The organism is Enterococcus sp. AZ048 (assembly GCF_051715125.1).
In the GTDB taxonomy this organism is placed as follows: Bacteria; Bacillota; Bacilli; order Lactobacillales; family Enterococcaceae; genus Enterococcus_A; species Enterococcus_A gilvus.
Map to the genome: position 1 here is coordinate 738299 of NZ_JBIOTD010000002.1, position 15785 is coordinate 754083.

Here is a 15785-nt window from a genome sequence, read left to right on the forward strand (position 1 = left end):
AGTGCTAATGTGAGGTAAAGTCAAATAATATTTACGAGGAGTTGCAGTAGCTATGTTCTATTTAATTAGCTCATTACCAATAATTATTTTCCTTATAATATTTCCACCACTATTCAAATATTTTTCAAAACATGATAAATACCGTACTAATTCTGTTTTAGGTTTTAGAACTTCTAAAGCAGTTAAAAATTCTAAAAACTGGTATGTTTCTCAACAACTTTACTCTCATACATCGATAGTTTTAGGACTAGTTCAATTTGCAATAACTATTTTCATCAAACTAGTCTTCCCCTTCTCTGATGATCTTTCTTTGCTTATAGTTGTTTTAGGTCTCCTTATTGGATTAATAATTCAATGTATTTATGTCAATAGCAAATTACAATAGAGGTAATAATTACGTAATAGCCCCAAACAATCCAACTTCCCTGATACTGTTTCCTTCAAATATATGATTCCCTTAAAAAGAAAGGTCGAACAAATGACTCTATATAAATTTTTCAGTGAATATATCAGTTTGGTAGCAATATCCTTTCTCTTTTTTGTGATGCGTTCAACGGATTACCACTCATTTGTCCTTATTGCTTTGATTGAATTACCGATTCCGTTAGTCGTTTTCCTTTTCAGAAAAATCAAACGAAATACTCAGTGACCTTTTTTCTCCGCCGTGCTCCATCACACACTTCCTACTTCCAATTATTTCTGTCTCAACGGCTAATTTCTCTTGTTCATCCCCGCTCAATACGGCATACTGAAATGAGGGGTGATGAACTTGAAAATACGGCGTGTATTGCCTATCGTAGCCATTTGGTGGATTGCGATGGCTGCTTGTGGAATGATCACAGGAATCACCATTTCCAACAACTTGAAAGATAGAGACCAGCTTCAGAAAGACTCCTAATCGCGAGTCTTTTTCTGTACCTCATGCACTACCGACTATCACCGCCTCGATAACCGTTGATTTTTGCCACTTTCACAAAAAAGGAGCGCTCTCATGCAAACGACCACTATTTCAATCACTTTGGATCACTCACGGATCATTCTCTTTTCTTACTTGATTCCGTTTTTAATCAGCTATTATTTCCTGAAAAAAACAACGCGAAAGCACCCTCTTCTCTATGCGTTGCTCCTTGCGGCAATAACAGGAACGCTCTTGGCCTTCGCCACCATTCGACTCTCCTCGGCCTTTTTGCGGGAGTTCACGTTTTAACAGAAATGTGTAAAAAAGCTCAAACGGCAGGACCGTTTGAGCCTTTTTGTGTATTCTTGATTTTTACTTAAACGCCATTGGCAATAAGCTGATCATGTCGTAGAGAAAATGACAGATCCAAGATACCCACACGGAGCTAGACCGTTTCCATAAAAAGTTCAGGACCAGACGAAGCGGCGCCAGTGTCAGCAGTAATTGCAGCGGGTGGAAGCCATAGGCCGTGACGTGCCAGAAGGCAAACAGCAGTGCGACGAGCACAGACGAAACAGCAAATGACAAGCCCTTCTTTTCAAACGCGATCAGCAAGTTCGTCGAGATCAGCTCTTCCCCCATCAGCATGAATGGAATCTGCGTCAAAATGAAGACGAGGGAGATCGATGAATCGATGCTATTGGTCGTTGGTTTTCCTGCGATCATATGGAAAAGCAGTCCGAACACAATGCCTGTAAGGATCGTCAGCGGAATGCCGTATAAGAGCGTCTTGAATTTGAAGTGCTTAAATTGCTGAATAAAGTCGTCCTTTAAAAAGAAATAACCAATAAGTCCTGCGAAAAGTGCATTGAATAAAAAGCCGATAGCCTTCATAACACCAGCAAGCGGCGTCATGGGCAACACTAGAAATAATACCGCAACAAGGATCGTTAACCCGATGGCTGCGTTGGCACGTTTTTGAATCGTCATGTTTTCCTCCTTTTGATGAAGAAGAGGGTGACGAGAGCCGCCAGTATCCCCCGATGAGCCCTTCCTTAATGGCAAAGCTCTCTCTGAGGCATAGCCCTTTTTCGATCTTCAACATCCGTTCGTGTGATGCCCACTAATAATAGCAAAAAACACAAAATCAAGGAAATAAAACACTGTTGGAGAGCGGTTGCTTTTCTAGTGACTCCTATGGGACTAAAAGTTCCTGAACGCTATGGGGAATCATTCTTTTTTCAGTGACCTTGCAGGGTCTGAAACGAGGATTTTTACGACCATTTAATTCACAGGTAAAATTAATCCCCTTTTGTTTGCCAAATTAAAATATGCTACTATTAATAGCATAAAAACCTAAGGAGCTCACGATATGAACAAGGAAGTGTTGTTGGTAATAGATGTTCAAACCGGTACTCTTGCACCGATCATTAGAAAAAGAGGATTGATCGCAAATATAAATGCCGTTATTGACTCTTTTCGTAAAAGAGAAGCGCAAATAATCTTTATTCAGCAAAAAGGCTATGGTCATGTATCACCCGAATTGAATAGACACGCGGATGATCTCACCGTTAACAAAACTAAGCCGAACGCATTTACGTCATCTGAATTTAATCATGCCATTACGCAAATGACGTGTGAATCTCTTGTTGTTGTTGGCTTGATGAGTAACGCCTGCATCCAACATACCTGCCTTGGCGCTTTGGATCAGAACTATTCCGTAACCTTACTATCAGATGCTCATGATTCAGTCATCCCTATTTTTCAAACTGTCTATAACAGGAAATTAGGAAAAAGAGGAATACAAACCGTCACTACAAATGACTATTTAGCAAGGAACTGACGAAACTTTCTTTTATATAATTAATGGGCGTGACTTACAGAACAACTCACACGTCCTCTTTTTTGTTTATCCCGCCGCAGGATTTCCGTAGTTTCTTCTTTAAAAACAGACCCCAAGTCTCCCTTTACAACTCCCCCTGCTTCGCTTACATTGAAAGGAGTTGGAGAAATGAACGTTTTCATGATTGCTATCTTTTTACTTCTTATCATACTTTGTAGTTATGGCTTTTCTTTGAATCAATACCACACGTCAAAAATAAAAAATAGACTCCTCCGAGCATTCATCTCGGGATTTCTAGGCGTATTGGAATTAATTACTACTGCATTTATCTGACGAAACAAACAGCCGGTCACTTTTTGAGTGTCCGGCTGTTTTTAATTTCTTCAACGATATTCCGATAGGTTGCATCAAACGAATGATTCGATTAGTTGCTAGATTCTGACTTTCATATTGATAAAAAAAGATAAAATTTGATTTTTACTCATATTATCTAATTAACAATTATTTTAATGACCATTATCGTGATAAAATCTGGTAAACTTAACCTATGGGATATGTACGATTCTTTTCATAATGCTGCATGGTTTTAATTAAATCAACTTAATGGAGGTAACGTATGAAAAAGTATAAAACGTTTTTGTTGGGTATTTCACTTTTAGCTTCACTCACTTTAGGGGTTCTTTATGAAACTGATATAGCCGATGCTTCCGCTTGGCAACCACGTTCAGTTGAACAAATAAAAAATGATATTGACGATTCTGGTCAATACACGGTTCAGTCAGGAGACACATTGTCCGCCATCGCTGAAGCCTTGAATCTAGACCTCACAGTATTCGCTTCGGCAAATAACATTAATCACATCGACCAGATCAACGTGGGAGATATTTTGATTACTAAGATCAGCACCTCGATAACTCAAGCGCCAACTTTAATTCCACCGAGTGCAAGTATTCCAACAGAGAGCGCCTATCAAGAGTTTTATTACGAGGAGCCACAGGCTGACACTACCACGTATTTTGAAACTCCTGCTGTCGAAGGTTCTGGGGACACTTCAGATGAAGAAATCGTGCCTCCTTCTGATTTCGAGCCGGTTCCACTACTAGAGCCGCAAGTAGAAGATGATGAAGACGACGAGTCATTGGAAAATCCACACGATTCTGTGGAGCCTGAATTGCCAGCAGTAGATAATACAGAACAATAATACCTATTACTCTGATTAGTGCCTATTTTTCGATAGGTACTTTTTTTATTCTAAAATTGTCAAATCGAGTGTAATACTTTATCAAAGAAGACTTTATAAGGTGTCCTCAAATCTATACAGTCTCTAGGTCTGCTATTCAGTTTTTCAAGCAAACGCTCGATCAATGGGCGTGATCCATGACGAGACGCTAACGATCCCCCTGCGTATACGCAGGGGGATTCTCGTGCTGGGATGATTTCAAGTGTTGACCGCCTGTGACTTTCCTTGGCGGCTGGATTTTCGTTGCCTGTGTGATTTGGTCAGAGTGCTGAGTCGGAAGCTAGAGAATTCCTATGAAAATCGCCTGTTCCCCAGTAGGTGTGTAGGCTTCATAATCGAACCCATATGCGCGGTGAAGTGCCTGGGCGTCTTCTTCTGACCATATTTGCTTCCATGTATTTAGGATGCCAAATTCGTCCGGGGCATCCACGGCATATTCCTTCCAGCGATAGTTCGATGTATCGAAAACAGGCGCTGTCTCCGTATCTGTGCCGATCGAAACAGAATAATCGCCTTTGTAATCACTTTCGTACTCATGGTACACCGCCACGATCGTTTTGCCTTGTTCCTTCGCCTGAGCAATAGCAGGCGCATTTCGCTGCCAAAGACCGATAATTTTTTCCTGGATCGCTGCATCCTTGAAATTGTTCGTGCGCACCGTATCAAAAATCGAAAACTTCATGTTCATTCCTCCTCACGACTATGGTTAAATAGTACTATAGATACTATGACACCTTTTGTCATTATTTAGCGAAAATTTTTAAGGAGAATCGTCAATGACGAACGAGCGCCTATTTGGAATTATTTATCACCTTTTAAATACAAAACGAACGACCTCAAAAGAGCTGGCGGCTCTGTTTGAAGTGTCGACGCAGACTATTTTTAGAGACATCGATACCCTCAGCGGTCTCGGCATCCCCATCTGTGCAGATACTGGCAGAAATGGCGGGATTTACCTGATGGATCACTTTGTATTGGACAACGTGTTACTGTCAAAAAAAGAACAGGAGCATTTGCTGCTGGCACTGACAAGCATAAAAACGATTGTCCCAGAGGAAAGCAACAGCTCCTATTTAAAATTACAGTCCCTGTTCAATCTCTCTTATGATAGTTGGTTAGACATCGACTTTTCCCCATGGTATCAAGAGAAAAAGGAAGACACCTTCGACAGTCTCAAATCAAGTATCTTAAATAGGAGGAAAATCACCTTCGATTATCTAAATTCCTTCAACCAACATACGAAAAGAGTCTGCAAGCCCTTAAAATTGCTCTTCAAATCTCAAACCTGGTACCTGCAAGCCTTTTGCCTGAACAAAAATGAGTTTCGGATGTTCAAAATCAGCCGCATGCACTCATTGCAGCTTCTCGATGAGACCTTCCTCCCGATAGCGCCGCCTGAAACCCCTGCCCTCAGTCGGAAAGAAGAGACTATTTCTTTGACCCTGTTGTTTTCTAAAGACATCTTGTACCGCGTGTTCGATGAATTTGATCATGCAGACATCGCCCTGCAAAAAGATGGAACGGCGGTCGTCTCCACCCAGCTACCCGACCAAGAATGGCTGATCAGATACCTGCTGTCCTTTGGCAAGCACCTGAAAATCATCCAGCCCACCCGCATCCAAGACCGCGTCCGAAAAGAACTGACGGACACGCTCTCACAGTATCTTTCTTTGGAGGAATAGCGATTCTGAAGGGCTGCTAGAAAGTGTTTTTTCCGCATTTTCATGGAATAAAATCACTGAAATTAAGGAGCTCGATGATTCCATGCTCTGTTCGGTAACTGTCTCAGAGTGACATACAATTCTTTTTACAAATTTCCTCGGAATGTTTGTACTGAATGTCAAACTTTCGAGATATTGCCAGTATGTTTGTACTCAATGTCAAACTTTCTTGAAATTGCCAGTATGTTTGTACTCAATGTCAAACTTTCGTGATATTGCCAGTATGTTTGTACTCAATGTCAAACTTTCGTGATATTGCCAGTATGTTTGTACTCAATGTCAAACTTTCTTGAAATCACTAGAATATTTGCACTCAATGTCAAACATATGCTTAAAATGAATAAATGATTGCGATGCTCTGGGTGGGCTGACAAGTGAGACACCAAGGCATTTTAGAGCTTATTCGTCTATCCATGACTTGGCGTTTATACTATACTGAAACTAAAAGGGGCTTGACGGCGAAAGGAGTTTTTTATGGGCATGTGTAGAAAGAAACGTTTAGCGGATTTTAAAAGGAAAGTAGATTGATTGTTCATATATTCATCAATTGCACACTGAAAATAAGAAAATTATCAACGTGAGAGCGCATAATTTAATTGAACATATTGTCATGGTTGAAGCGCGTTAGGCGTACAATCAAAAAAACCGGACCTTCACCAGTCCAGTTTTTTTAAATGCAGCAGAAAATTAATCTAAATGATTCTTTTCCCAACGATAAACAGGTACATGCCTTCTTCTGGAATGATGGATTCCACGATTGGGAAATTTAGTGCTTCCAGTTCGTTTCGCATGACTTTTGAGGGGATTCGATGACCGCCCTCGTCTTGGTGAGTGTCTGATTCGAATTCTAAAATAACAAATTGTCCATCGGGTGTAATGATTCTTTCTAGTTCTTTCAGCGCCTCTTTGAATGGATGGACTTCATGGATCATCACAGAAACAATCGCAAGATCGACAGAATTATCGGAAAGAGGGATCTTTTTTATATCCCCAGCCATCGTTGTAAGGTTACTTAATTCCTTTTTCTCCGCTCGTTCTTGAACCAAGCGCAGCATTTTTTCCGATTGATCAAACGCGATCACCTGCGCTGCTTTTTCCGCTAAAGGCAACGATAGAAACCCCGTCCCAGCGCCCCCGTCAAAGATTGTTTTATCGGACAGATCCGGTAAATACTGAATGATTTCCTCTGCGGATAGCTGTTCCTCCCGCTCTTTTCCGTCTAAAATAGCAACCATTCTCTGAAACATTTCCTCGTCGTTTAGATCGTGATGGTGGTGCCCATGATGTTCTTCTGTCATTGTACTAACCTCTTTCTGTAGTTTTTCTTGGATTCAATCGAATAAAACAACGCCTGTCGTTCATTCAGTTGACGTATCAGTGTGCTTCTTGCCGTTATTATAGATGCCTTATATCGCTAATTAAAACAAACCAAAGACTTTAGAGTTCTGTCAATTGGCTTAAGTGAACGGAAGAAAAATACGTCCACATTTTTTCTTCGCCTTCATTGAGAATGTCACTGATTGGGCATTGGCGTGGATTGTTGGCTAAGCATAAGGCGCGATCTGAAAGCCCATCAATGGCTTGAATAATGTCTAAAAAGGAAATCTCTGGGGCACTTTTTTTCAATTTGTAGCCGCCTTTAACGCCAGAAACGGAAGCTACGAGATTGGCTTTTGCAAGCTGTGTCAGAATTTTAGACAAATACGAAGAGGAAACCTCAAATCTATCTGCTAATTCATGGATGTTCAAATTTTCGTTTGTTTTGTCTTTTTGTGCAAGGAAAACCATCACGTGGAGACCCATATTGGCTGCTTTTGTAAATTTCATCGGATCTAACTCCTTTCTAATTAGCGACATCATCTATCTATAATATATGGTTAAAATGAATTTGTCAATCCTTCACAAACCTTTCGAAAGTGGGGCCTTCACATTTCATTTCCACATGAGGAAATGACGCCATGAAGCAGACTTTTCCGATAGTTGTAATAAAATTCAAGACATTCCCCTTCCCTTGATCAATTGCTAGAAGAAAAATTCTTCGAATAGAATATTTTTTATATTGCTAAAAGATTTCTCAAATGTTACAATTGCGTTACGAATTCGTAACAAAACTTTGTGAAGGAAGTTTTTTAATGATCAAGGAGAAAATGAACGTCCTCAGTACGCTTTTCAAAAAGAGGCGTCGCTTAAAGAAACCGGTAAAAGTCATTTTGATCCTCTTTTTACTGAATGTCTTTCTTTTTTCTTTAGCACTCATGGAACATCAAAAGAAGAACACTTTTGAAGCCCATGCCCGCAGCGCAAAGAAGGAAAATGCCCTTCTTAAAAAGGAGTTAGCTGAAAAAGACGAGCTGATGTTGCAGCCTCAACGGGCCTATTCCTTAAAGGTCAGAGAGCTGTTAAAAAAAGAAAAATTGACGCACTGGCTTCTGCTGCAAACAGATGAGCGCTGGGCGAATGTATCTTATGGCTGGGGAGACGAAGCCCCGACCGTTGCGATGAACGGCTGCACGCTTGACGCGTTGGCCATCATTGATTCGCGGATAAAGAACAAGGAAATTTCTCCTGAGACCATTTTAAACTGGAGTAAAAATAACTACTTCACGGATCAAGGCACCTCATGGTCGATCTATAAGGATTTTGCGGAAAAAAATAAGTATACCTACAAGGATTTGGGCACAGATATTCAAAACGCGCGCCCGTATTTAGAGAAGGACATCCCGGTTCTTGCTGCGGCGAAGCCCGGCATGTTCACAACGATCGGTCATACTCTCGTCTTGACCCATGTCAGTGATCGCGGCTTTCGACTGCTGGATCCTAGCGACAATTCCCTGAAGAACCATTCGCTGACTACCTATTCCGAGGAGCAATTATCCCCCGAACTCGTTCATTATTGGGTGATTTATGACTGAGTGTCTATCCTCCAGAAAAGGCATAAAGAATCCGCTACACCCTCTGTAGATAGCCAAACTATTTGACAAAAACTCGCTGTTTCTGTCATTAGTTCATCTAAAAACGTCTGGTTGCTTCTATTTAATAGAGCAATCAGACGTTTATTTATACTTTCAAAAAGAAATTCAATCGTTAGTTTTCTTTGACTTCCAAGTGAAAGATATCAGGACGTGAATAGTGCCCCGTCGAATCGAAGTCCATTCTGCTAAGTGGAACTTGTTCCATATCCAATTCTTGGTAGAGAATGGTTTCTTGAGACCACACAGGGTCCACGAGATACTTCCCAAAAGGACTGACAATACAACTTCCTCCAGGACACAAATCTTCAGGCAAATGGTCTAATTCACTCTGATAATGCAGGCCTTCTGGGTAATGAGATTTTGTGACATACTGATTACACCCAATCACGAAACAACGCCCCTCCATCGCGATGTGCTGCATCGTATGCTGCCATTCTTCTCGATTGTCTGCCGTAGGTGCCAAGTAGATCGATACCCCTTTTTGATACAACGCAGCTCTAGCCAATGGCATATAGTTTTCCCAGCAAATCAGCCCGCCAATCGTTCCAAAGTCTGTATCGACAGTGGAAATAGCGCCCTCATTGCCATCTCCCCAAATGCAACGCTCCGTGCCAGTAGGTTTCATTTTTCGATGCTTAGAAACGATTTTCCCTTCTGGGCTAAAGATAAGAAAGCTACAATACAGCGTACAATTTTTAGGGTCTCTCTCATTGATGCCAATCGCAACATACGCATTGGCCTCCTTCGCGGCCTCGCCGATTCTTTCAGTATCTGCACTAGGAACGACTACAGAATGATCGTATAGGAGTTTCCAGTCCTCTCTGCCTTCCATCGTTCTGCTTCCGACAACGAACCCATACGAAAATCCTCTAGGATAACACGGAATAAATGCTTCAGGAAACACAATTAGATCTGCCTCTTTTTCCCCCGCTTCTTGTATTAATTGGATTGTTTTATCAATCGTTTTTTCTTTATCAAATAGCACTGGGGCAGCTTGTACCACCGCTACCTTGCATTTGCTTTTGGTGAACGCAATCATAATTTGACCTCCTAACAGAATAAGTGAACCAATTATAACATCTTTATCTTTTATTTTTAATCTTTTTTTCATTATATATACGACCGTACAGGTTAATTACATTCGATCGTTTCGTACATTTATCACTTCTGCTGTAAGAAACTTCTATAAACTCTACTTAATTCACGAAGCTCATACCCAGACTATATGATCGGTTGGCTATGCGTGTATTAGGTTCAGAATAAGTGATAGAAAGACCCCGTCACAGTTGATGTGACAGGGTCTTTCTATGAATACGAGTAATCGGTATAGTAGTTATTCTTCTGCGCCAAAAACCTCTTTAAAAAATGCCAGCGTCTGCGCTGCATCGCTAGAAAGGTCGTCTGTAAAGGCTTCAACGCTGACTCTTCCCTGATAATTGATCGCCTGTAAGGTTTGGGTAAAAGGTGCGTAATGGGCATCTTCCGTCATCGATACAGGGAATCTGCGGCCTTGGATTTTTGCAAAATGGACGTGGGCCAAGTGTTCTGGTCCGTATGCCTCCAGATGCGCCAGGGGTTCTTTTTCCAGCATCAGATGGTAGTAATCTACCAATACCTTGACTGATTCGTGGTGGACGTGATTCGCGATCAGACACCCTTCTTCAAAGGTATTGATGATATTGCATTCCCCTTTATTCAAGGGCTCAATTACAAGCGTCAGCGCGTATTTTTCAGCCAAGGGGGCGAATTTTTTACAAAAATCGACGACTTGCTGGCAGCCTTTTTCTAGCGGAAAACCTGCCGGGACTGTTTTCGCATCGGGGCTGCCGAAAACGACGAATTCGGCCCCTAAGCGGTTGGCCCGGTGGAAGGCGTTCTCGACATAGTGCAAAACGGCGGCCTCATCGACGGTCTCTCCGGTGATTCGCTGGCTTGCTGGCAAGAAGCCGTTGCAGCCTTCACAGCGAATCCCTGTTTTGGCGATTTCGCGTTGCAGCGCGTCGAATGCTTCTTCTGACAGCTCCATGACCGTTGACAACGGGAGCTCAAGGTAGTCATAGCCGCATTCGGCAATGGTTCGGATATTTTCTGGGCTGATCCCTTCTTTTCCGGGAGCAATAAAATTGAAACAGGCACCAAATCGCATCGCTGGCCTCCTTATTCTGTCATCGTCGCGGCTGCGCGCAGGGCCAATTGGTAGGTTTCAAATCCAAAGCCTGCCATGACACCGCGGGCTTTTTCTGATAAGACAGAATGGTGGCGGAATTCCTCCCGCGCGTGGACATTGGACATATGCATCTCAATAAAGGGAACTTCTAAAATTTCCAACGCGTCTCGAATGGCGTAGCTATAATGGGTCCATGCTCCTGCATTGATGATCACCGCGTCCACATGGTCTTTGTAGCCTTGATGGATGCGATCGACCATTTTACCTTCATCATTGGTTTGATAGCTTTCGACTTCGACGTTTAATTCTTTTGCAAGCGTCGCCATGTTGGCATTGATCTCATCTAGCGTCACCGTTCCGTAATGTTTTGGGTTGCGGTGGCCGAACATATTATGATTGACTCCATGAAGCATTAATATTTTTTTCATGACTGGGTTCTCCTTTACTATTGCCAAGGCACAATGTCTAAAACATCTTTCACAGTGCCTGGATTTGCTTGTAAAATCTCAATACAAAGACCGTCTGGCAATTGCCACCAGTTCTCTCCCTGCGGCAACGGTTTGACATCGTAGGTTTTGATTTTTTCCAAAGCTTCTTTTTGATTGTCGGCCATGATCCCTAAGTGTCCGAGTTTCCCCGTCGGCTGCGGCTCTGTATTTTCAATCAACTGAATGCCCCCATACAGCCAAACTTGCCGCGGCTGACCGGGTTCTTCTTTTCTCATGCGTTCGGTGCAATTTAAGGTCGTTTGGAAGAACTCGATGTACCACTCAATGTCTGTGACGAAAAGAGCGACATGTTCGACATAGGCTTTAGTCATTTTTCATCACCTCGTTTTTCATTTCGATGCCCTTCACACAGGCAGTCAATGCGCTGTTTACGGGAGTAGGAATCCCCATTTTCACGCCCCAGCGAACAACCGCGCCGTTGATAAAATCGACCTCCGTTTTTTGCTTTTTCTCTAAGCTTTGCAGGATCGATGTCTTAAATTCGTAAGGCAAGCCAACCGCCGCTTTTGCCCATACTTGAACGGGAACTTCGGTCGTTAAACGAATGTTGTTGGCTTTGGCAATCGCGACGCCTTCTTCGATCGCCGCAAAGGCTGTTTCTTCGATTTCCTTGATCTTGTACAAGTCGCCGTAGCCAAGTCCGGTGATTCCTGCCAATGCCCCTGTGGCGACATTGATCAGCAGCTTGTCCCAGATCATTCCGTTGATATTTTCGCTGACCTTCGTGATGATTCCGCCGTCGTTCAGTTCTTTCGCGATGGCTGTGATCCGCTCGGAATGACTGCCGTCCATCTCGCCGATACAGATTTCTTTGCCCTTCACACCGGGAATGACTTTTCCTGGCGCCTGAAGCACCCCGCCAACGTAGGCTTTTCCGCCAATGATCTTTTCGGCGCCGACTTGTTCTTCGATGATTTCTTCGTTGCCTAGCCCATTTTGCAGGGACAATACGACGGTTTCTTCCCCAATCAATGGAAGTGCTTGTCGAATGGCAGCTTCTGTTGCGAAGGACTTGACCAATACGATGATCAGATCCATTTTATCTAATTCAGCAGGATTCGTGACGGCTTTGATGGGTACACGGATTTCTTTGTCCTCTTCTATAAAGATCAATCCGTTTTGATTGATGGCATCCACATGCTCCTGCCACTGATCCACTAAGTAAACGTCCTTGCCATGTAGCGCCAGCGTGCCGCCGATGGAACTCCCTAGAGCCCCCGCGCCTAAAAAACAGATTTTCATTCGGTCATCTCCTCTTCAGGAATAAATTTCAAAATGTGCTGTGCATACACACAAATGTCCCCCTTCTGATTGAAAATCTCTACATCCGAGTAAGTTTTCATCGCGTCTACATCTACTTTTTTCACGGTATACTTCGCTGTCACCGTATCTCCGAAGAAGACAGGTTTGATGAAGCGCAATTTGTCATACCCGTAGGAAACACTTGGGATGTCTGCTTTTGCTTGCTGCTGGATCAAGGTCGATGCCGTACACCCAAAGGAGAAGGTCAAGACCCCATGGACGATCCGTTCTTTGTAGGGCGTCGTCTTCATGAATTCTGCGTTCATGTGCATTTGACTGAAGTCTCCCGTGATCCCTGCGTACAGGTACACATCCGATTCACTGATTGTTTTGGTGTAAGAGCACGTATCGTTGACTTTTAAAGGCAATTCTTTCATTCTATTTTCCTCCTAATTGGTTATCTAACCATTCATCTTTGATGCCCATGATCGCTTCACTGAATAAACGCGCGTCCATCACCTGAAGCATGTCTGAAATGATCGGGCGGAAACCCATTTGCTGTACAATGTCCTCTTCAATAGCCATATCGGGTGCGATCTCGATCAGTTCCAGCCCTTGCGCGGTCAATTTGAAAACGGCGCGTTCCGTCACGTAATAGACCTCTTGGCCCCGCGCGATGGCCTCTTTGCCATTGAAGGTGATCTCAGGAACCTTCTCAATAAATTTCTTAAAGCGACCCTCTTGCTGGATCGTGAGCTTCTTATCATGGATCGCCGTTTTTAAGCCCCCGGCCGTCAGCGTGCCGCAGAAAACAACTTTTTGCGTATTTTGACAAATGTCGATGAAGCCCCCAGTCCCGACGATCTTTCCATTGAAGCGATGCACATTGACATTGCCTGTTGCATCCACTTCCGCAAAGCTTAAGAAGCAGACATCCAAGCCGCCGCCGTCATAAAAATCGAATTGCGCAGGCATATCCATCAACGCCCGACTATTCAACGTTGCCCCAAAGAAGATTCCTTGAGCCGATTCGCCCCCGACTGCTCCTGTTTCAACCGTAAGAGTGAAGGCTTCCTGTATCCCTTCCTCTCTGGCGATGATCCCGATCCCATCAGCGATCCCGACACCGACGTTGCCGACATTTCCAGAAGAGACCTCAAACAGCGCTCTGCGACCAACGACTTTTCGCTGATCCAAGGGAATCAACTCCGTAGAATCCAAGTAAGAGGTGTAATCCCCTGAAAGGAATCGGTTGTTTCCACCGACATACAGCTGTGATTGGTCCTCATCCACTACGATCGCATCGACATAAAACCCTGGGATTTTTACCTGTCTCGGATGCAGTGTGCCAGCCTTTACGACCTTCTGCACCTGCACGATGACTTTTCCGCCATTGTTATGTGCTGCTTGGGCGAAGACCAGCGCGTCGCCATAAATGATTTCATCCTCCATCGAGATATAGCCGTCTGTGTCCGCGGTGGTCCCGCGAATCACCGCCACATCGATCGGTGTCGTTTTATAGAAAAGATAATCCTTCCCATCAATTGTGCTTTTTTTCACTAATTCTTCCGTGGTTTTTTCATTTAATCGACCGCCACTCTGCTCGGGATCAATAAACGACCCTAAGCCAACATGGGTGAAGATCCCCGGCTGCTTCGATGCAGCGGCGCGTGTTAAATGACTGATGACTCCCTGCGGAAAATTGTAGGCTTCGATCTCATTTCGCTCTGCCATTTCTGCCAACCTTGGTGATTGCGCCCAATGACCGCCGATCACTCGCTTCACCATTCCTCGTTGTGCCAGCGGGGACATTCCGCGATCATTTCTATCCCCCAGCCCCGTCGCATGGATCAATGTCAGATCTGCTGGGTGCTGCTCCTCTTTAAATCGCTCTGCTAATGAACAGATGACCTTTGTTGGTTCCGTGATGCCTCCGCCAGCGCCGCAAAATCCAACGGTGTCGTTGTCTTCGATCAGCTTGACTGCCTCTTGTGCGGACATTAGTTTAGACTGTTTCTTACCCAAAACGTCGCCTCCTTTTTCTTTATCATAGCGCGATCACTTCATAGAAGATAATACCGTTTTTTCTATTTTTAATAACTTTTAGTTATCGAAATGCGCTATACTGGAAACAAAAAAGGAGCGACCACGATGAATGTGCAGCAGTTGCGCTATTTTCTCCACTTGTCCAATACTCAAAACATGCAGCAATCCGCGGACGAGCTATTTATCAGCCAGCCCGCGCTAAGCAAATCCATCAGTAATTTAGAGGAACGCTTAGGAATAAAGCTTTTTGACCGCGTCGGCAGGAGTATCCAATTAAATAAATTTGGTGCCCTCTATAAAAAACGTGTGCACCGCGCCATCAACGAATTGGATATTGGAAAAGAAGAACTCTACTCCCTGACAAATGCGGAGAATGGCCGCATCGATCTTGGATTCGTGTATTCGTTAGGACCCATTTTTATTCCGAATCTTCTAGCAGAATACGCGCAGATCAGCCATTTAAAAATTCGGGGAAACCAAAATAATACGATGAATCTACTGCTCCAATTGCAGGAAGGAAAATACGATGCCGTCTTTTTTACCGGCAACGACAAGCACCCTGACCTTGACCAATTTTCTGATCTGACCATTTCGACCTTCCATACCCAACCGGTGGTGTTTATCGTCAGCGAACTCTCCCCGCTTTCCAGTGAAAAATATTATTCGATCGAGGAGCTGTTAGCCTATGAATTTATTACCTTTCACGAGCCAAGCACACTGCGGCCGCTCATCAATCATTTCTTTGCTGAAAAAAATCTGTCCCCGAAAATCACCTACGAAGTGCTGGACGATTTGACCTTACTCAGCTTAACAAGTAAAAATTTAGGCATTGGCATCTTCCCTAAATCAAGTATCATGAAAAATTTTGGCGTCCGCGAGATCTATATCAAAGAGACCTTTTTGACCCAAACCATCTATCTAGCCCAAAACCCGCTGCGCTACAAATCACCCGCAGTAAAAAAATTCATCGACTATGTAAAGAAAGAAGAAAAGAATTTGCTGAAGCATGTTTAGGGGGTTTTTGGGAAATACAGCCTTTATGAATGCACTAAAAAAACTGCGTGAGTCACGTATACGAACCGTGACTCACGCAGTTTTTCTATAGTTGTTGTTATCGCCATAGGTAGAAGGATTGTCCAATATGACA

The 15785-nt window shown here is 43.4% G+C and carries 19 protein-coding genes; 8 read left to right on the forward strand and 11 right to left on the reverse strand.

What is annotated here, in order from left to right; all coding sequences use genetic code 11:
• The first annotated feature begins 52 nt into the window (after positions 1–52).
• The 3 genes from IGI66_RS17315 (at position 53) to IGI66_RS17325 (ending at position 1207) form a co-directional block, all read left to right on the forward strand.
• A complete protein-coding gene (locus IGI66_RS17315; RefSeq protein ID WP_438849739.1) occupies positions 53–385 on the forward strand; it encodes an SdpI family protein in 333 nt (110 codons plus the stop codon).
• A 378-nt stretch (positions 386–763) separates the two neighbouring features.
• A complete protein-coding gene (locus tag IGI66_RS17320; RefSeq protein WP_438849740.1) occupies positions 764–898 on the forward strand; it encodes a hypothetical protein in 135 nt (44 codons plus the stop codon).
• A 93-nt stretch (positions 899–991) separates the two neighbouring features.
• Entirely contained in the window at positions 992–1207 is a 216-nt protein-coding gene (locus tag IGI66_RS17325) for a hypothetical protein (RefSeq protein ID WP_438849741.1), read from the forward strand.
• Between the two features lie 63 nt (positions 1208–1270).
• Here IGI66_RS17325 and IGI66_RS17330 read toward each other — a convergent pair whose 3' ends face one another.
• Entirely contained in the window at positions 1271–1888 is a 618-nt protein-coding gene (locus IGI66_RS17330; RefSeq protein ID WP_438849742.1) for a CPBP family glutamic-type intramembrane protease, read from the reverse strand.
• Between the two features lie 382 nt (positions 1889–2270).
• Between IGI66_RS17330 and IGI66_RS17335 the strand changes: the two genes are divergently transcribed.
• Together IGI66_RS17335 and IGI66_RS17340 are read left to right on the forward strand one after the other, a co-directional pair.
• Complete coding sequence (locus IGI66_RS17335; protein ID WP_438849743.1) at positions 2271–2741, forward strand: cysteine hydrolase family protein; 471 nt, start codon at positions 2271–2273, stop codon at positions 2739–2741.
• A 616-nt stretch (positions 2742–3357) separates the two neighbouring features.
• Entirely contained in the window at positions 3358–3942 is a 585-nt protein-coding gene (locus tag IGI66_RS17340) for a LysM peptidoglycan-binding domain-containing protein (protein WP_438849744.1), read from the forward strand.
• Between the two features lie 319 nt (positions 3943–4261).
• Here IGI66_RS17340 and IGI66_RS17345 read toward each other — a convergent pair whose 3' ends face one another.
• A complete protein-coding gene (locus IGI66_RS17345; protein WP_438849745.1) occupies positions 4262–4663 on the reverse strand; it encodes a transcriptional regulator in 402 nt (133 codons plus the stop codon).
• A 94-nt stretch (positions 4664–4757) separates the two neighbouring features.
• On the opposite strand from IGI66_RS17345, the gene IGI66_RS17350 reads away from it, so the two are divergent.
• Positions 4758–5663, forward strand: a complete 906-nt coding sequence (locus IGI66_RS17350; RefSeq protein WP_438849746.1) for a helix-turn-helix transcriptional regulator — start codon at positions 4758–4760, stop codon at positions 5661–5663.
• Positions 5664–6394: 731 nt separating this feature from the next.
• Here the strand turns inward: IGI66_RS17350 and IGI66_RS17355 are convergent.
• Both IGI66_RS17355 and IGI66_RS17360 read right to left on the reverse strand, forming a co-directional pair.
• Positions 6395–7000: a class I SAM-dependent methyltransferase gene (locus IGI66_RS17355; protein WP_438849748.1), complete on the reverse strand. Its 606-nt coding sequence runs from the start codon at positions 6998–7000 to the stop codon at positions 6395–6397.
• A 139-nt stretch (positions 7001–7139) separates the two neighbouring features.
• Positions 7140–7529 (reverse strand): RrF2 family transcriptional regulator, encoded by a 390-nt coding sequence (locus tag IGI66_RS17360; RefSeq protein ID WP_288227697.1) that lies wholly within the window; start codon positions 7527–7529, stop codon positions 7140–7142.
• A gap of 305 nt (positions 7530–7834) precedes the next feature.
• Between IGI66_RS17360 and IGI66_RS17365 the strand changes: the two genes are divergently transcribed.
• Positions 7835–8614 (forward strand): C39 family peptidase, encoded by a 780-nt coding sequence (locus IGI66_RS17365; protein WP_438849749.1) that lies wholly within the window; start codon positions 7835–7837, stop codon positions 8612–8614.
• A gap of 172 nt (positions 8615–8786) precedes the next feature.
• Here the strand turns inward: IGI66_RS17365 and IGI66_RS17370 are convergent, their stop codons facing one another.
• From IGI66_RS17370 to IGI66_RS17400, 7 genes are all read right to left on the reverse strand, one after another.
• Positions 8787–9713, reverse strand: a complete 927-nt coding sequence (locus IGI66_RS17370; RefSeq protein ID WP_438849750.1) for a carbon-nitrogen hydrolase family protein — start codon at positions 9711–9713, stop codon at positions 8787–8789.
• A gap of 294 nt (positions 9714–10007) precedes the next feature.
• Positions 10008–10820, reverse strand: coding sequence for a sugar phosphate isomerase/epimerase family protein (locus tag IGI66_RS17375; RefSeq protein ID WP_438849751.1), 813 nt, complete (start codon positions 10818–10820; stop codon positions 10008–10010).
• Positions 10821–10831: 11 nt separating this feature from the next.
• Positions 10832–11269 carry a type II 3-dehydroquinate dehydratase gene (gene aroQ, locus IGI66_RS17380; RefSeq protein WP_010778758.1) on the reverse strand — a complete coding sequence of 146 codons (438 nt, stop codon included), beginning with the start codon at positions 11267–11269 and terminating at the stop codon, positions 10832–10834.
• A gap of 17 nt (positions 11270–11286) precedes the next feature.
• A complete protein-coding gene (locus IGI66_RS17385; protein WP_314575765.1) occupies positions 11287–11661 on the reverse strand; it encodes a VOC family protein in 375 nt (124 codons plus the stop codon).
• Complete coding sequence (locus IGI66_RS17390) at positions 11654–12592, reverse strand: ketopantoate reductase family protein (protein WP_316406777.1); 939 nt, start codon at positions 12590–12592, stop codon at positions 11654–11656. Before IGI66_RS17390 ends, IGI66_RS17385 begins: the two co-directional genes overlap by 8 nt.
• Complete coding sequence (locus tag IGI66_RS17395) at positions 12589–13029, reverse strand: MaoC/PaaZ C-terminal domain-containing protein (RefSeq protein ID WP_010778761.1); 441 nt, start codon at positions 13027–13029, stop codon at positions 12589–12591. Before IGI66_RS17395 ends, IGI66_RS17390 begins: the two co-directional genes overlap by 4 nt.
• Position 13030: 1 nt before the next feature.
• A complete protein-coding gene (locus IGI66_RS17400; protein WP_438849752.1) occupies positions 13031–14617 on the reverse strand; it encodes an acyl CoA:acetate/3-ketoacid CoA transferase in 1587 nt (528 codons plus the stop codon).
• Positions 14618–14743: 126 nt separating this feature from the next.
• On the opposite strand from IGI66_RS17400, the gene IGI66_RS17405 reads away from it, so the two are divergent.
• Positions 14744–15652 (forward strand): LysR family transcriptional regulator, encoded by a 909-nt coding sequence (locus IGI66_RS17405; protein ID WP_316406774.1) that lies wholly within the window; start codon positions 14744–14746, stop codon positions 15650–15652.
• Positions 15653–15785 lie beyond the last annotated feature (133 nt).

What these genes read in the sequence shown, in the direction of transcription:
- IGI66_RS17315 (WP_438849739.1), top strand. Translation starts at nt 53, where the DNA reads ATGTTCTATTTAATTAGCTCATTACCAATAATTATTTTCCTTATAATA.
- IGI66_RS17320 (WP_438849740.1), top strand. Translation starts at nt 764, where the DNA reads ATGAACTTGAAAATACGGCGTGTATTGCCTATCGTAGCCATTTGGTGG.
- IGI66_RS17325 (WP_438849741.1), top strand. Translation starts at nt 992, where the DNA reads ATGCAAACGACCACTATTTCAATCACTTTGGATCACTCACGGATCATT.
- IGI66_RS17330 (WP_438849742.1), bottom strand. Translation starts at nt 1,888, where the DNA reads ATGACGATTCAAAAACGTGCCAACGCAGCCATCGGGTTAACGATCCTT.
- IGI66_RS17335 (WP_438849743.1), top strand. Translation starts at nt 2,271, where the DNA reads ATGAACAAGGAAGTGTTGTTGGTAATAGATGTTCAAACCGGTACTCTT.
- IGI66_RS17340 (WP_438849744.1), top strand. Translation starts at nt 3,358, where the DNA reads ATGAAAAAGTATAAAACGTTTTTGTTGGGTATTTCACTTTTAGCTTCA.
- IGI66_RS17345 (WP_438849745.1), bottom strand. Translation starts at nt 4,663, where the DNA reads ATGAAGTTTTCGATTTTTGATACGGTGCGCACGAACAATTTCAAGGAT.
- IGI66_RS17350 (WP_438849746.1), top strand. Translation starts at nt 4,758, where the DNA reads ATGACGAACGAGCGCCTATTTGGAATTATTTATCACCTTTTAAATACA.
- IGI66_RS17355 (WP_438849748.1), bottom strand. Translation starts at nt 7,000, where the DNA reads ATGACAGAAGAACATCATGGGCACCACCATCACGATCTAAACGACGAG.
- IGI66_RS17360 (WP_288227697.1), bottom strand. Translation starts at nt 7,529, where the DNA reads ATGAAATTTACAAAAGCAGCCAATATGGGTCTCCACGTGATGGTTTTC.
- IGI66_RS17365 (WP_438849749.1), top strand. Translation starts at nt 7,835, where the DNA reads ATGATCAAGGAGAAAATGAACGTCCTCAGTACGCTTTTCAAAAAGAGG.
- IGI66_RS17370 (WP_438849750.1), bottom strand. Translation starts at nt 9,713, where the DNA reads ATGATTGCGTTCACCAAAAGCAAATGCAAGGTAGCGGTGGTACAAGCT.
- IGI66_RS17375 (WP_438849751.1), bottom strand. Translation starts at nt 10,820, where the DNA reads ATGCGATTTGGTGCCTGTTTCAATTTTATTGCTCCCGGAAAAGAAGGG.
- aroQ (WP_010778758.1), bottom strand. Translation starts at nt 11,269, where the DNA reads ATGAAAAAAATATTAATGCTTCATGGAGTCAATCATAATATGTTCGGC.
- IGI66_RS17385 (WP_314575765.1), bottom strand. Translation starts at nt 11,661, where the DNA reads ATGACTAAAGCCTATGTCGAACATGTCGCTCTTTTCGTCACAGACATT.
- IGI66_RS17390 (WP_316406777.1), bottom strand. Translation starts at nt 12,592, where the DNA reads ATGAAAATCTGTTTTTTAGGCGCGGGGGCTCTAGGGAGTTCCATCGGC.
- IGI66_RS17395 (WP_010778761.1), bottom strand. Translation starts at nt 13,029, where the DNA reads ATGAAAGAATTGCCTTTAAAAGTCAACGATACGTGCTCTTACACCAAA.
- IGI66_RS17405 (WP_316406774.1), top strand. Translation starts at nt 14,744, where the DNA reads ATGAATGTGCAGCAGTTGCGCTATTTTCTCCACTTGTCCAATACTCAA.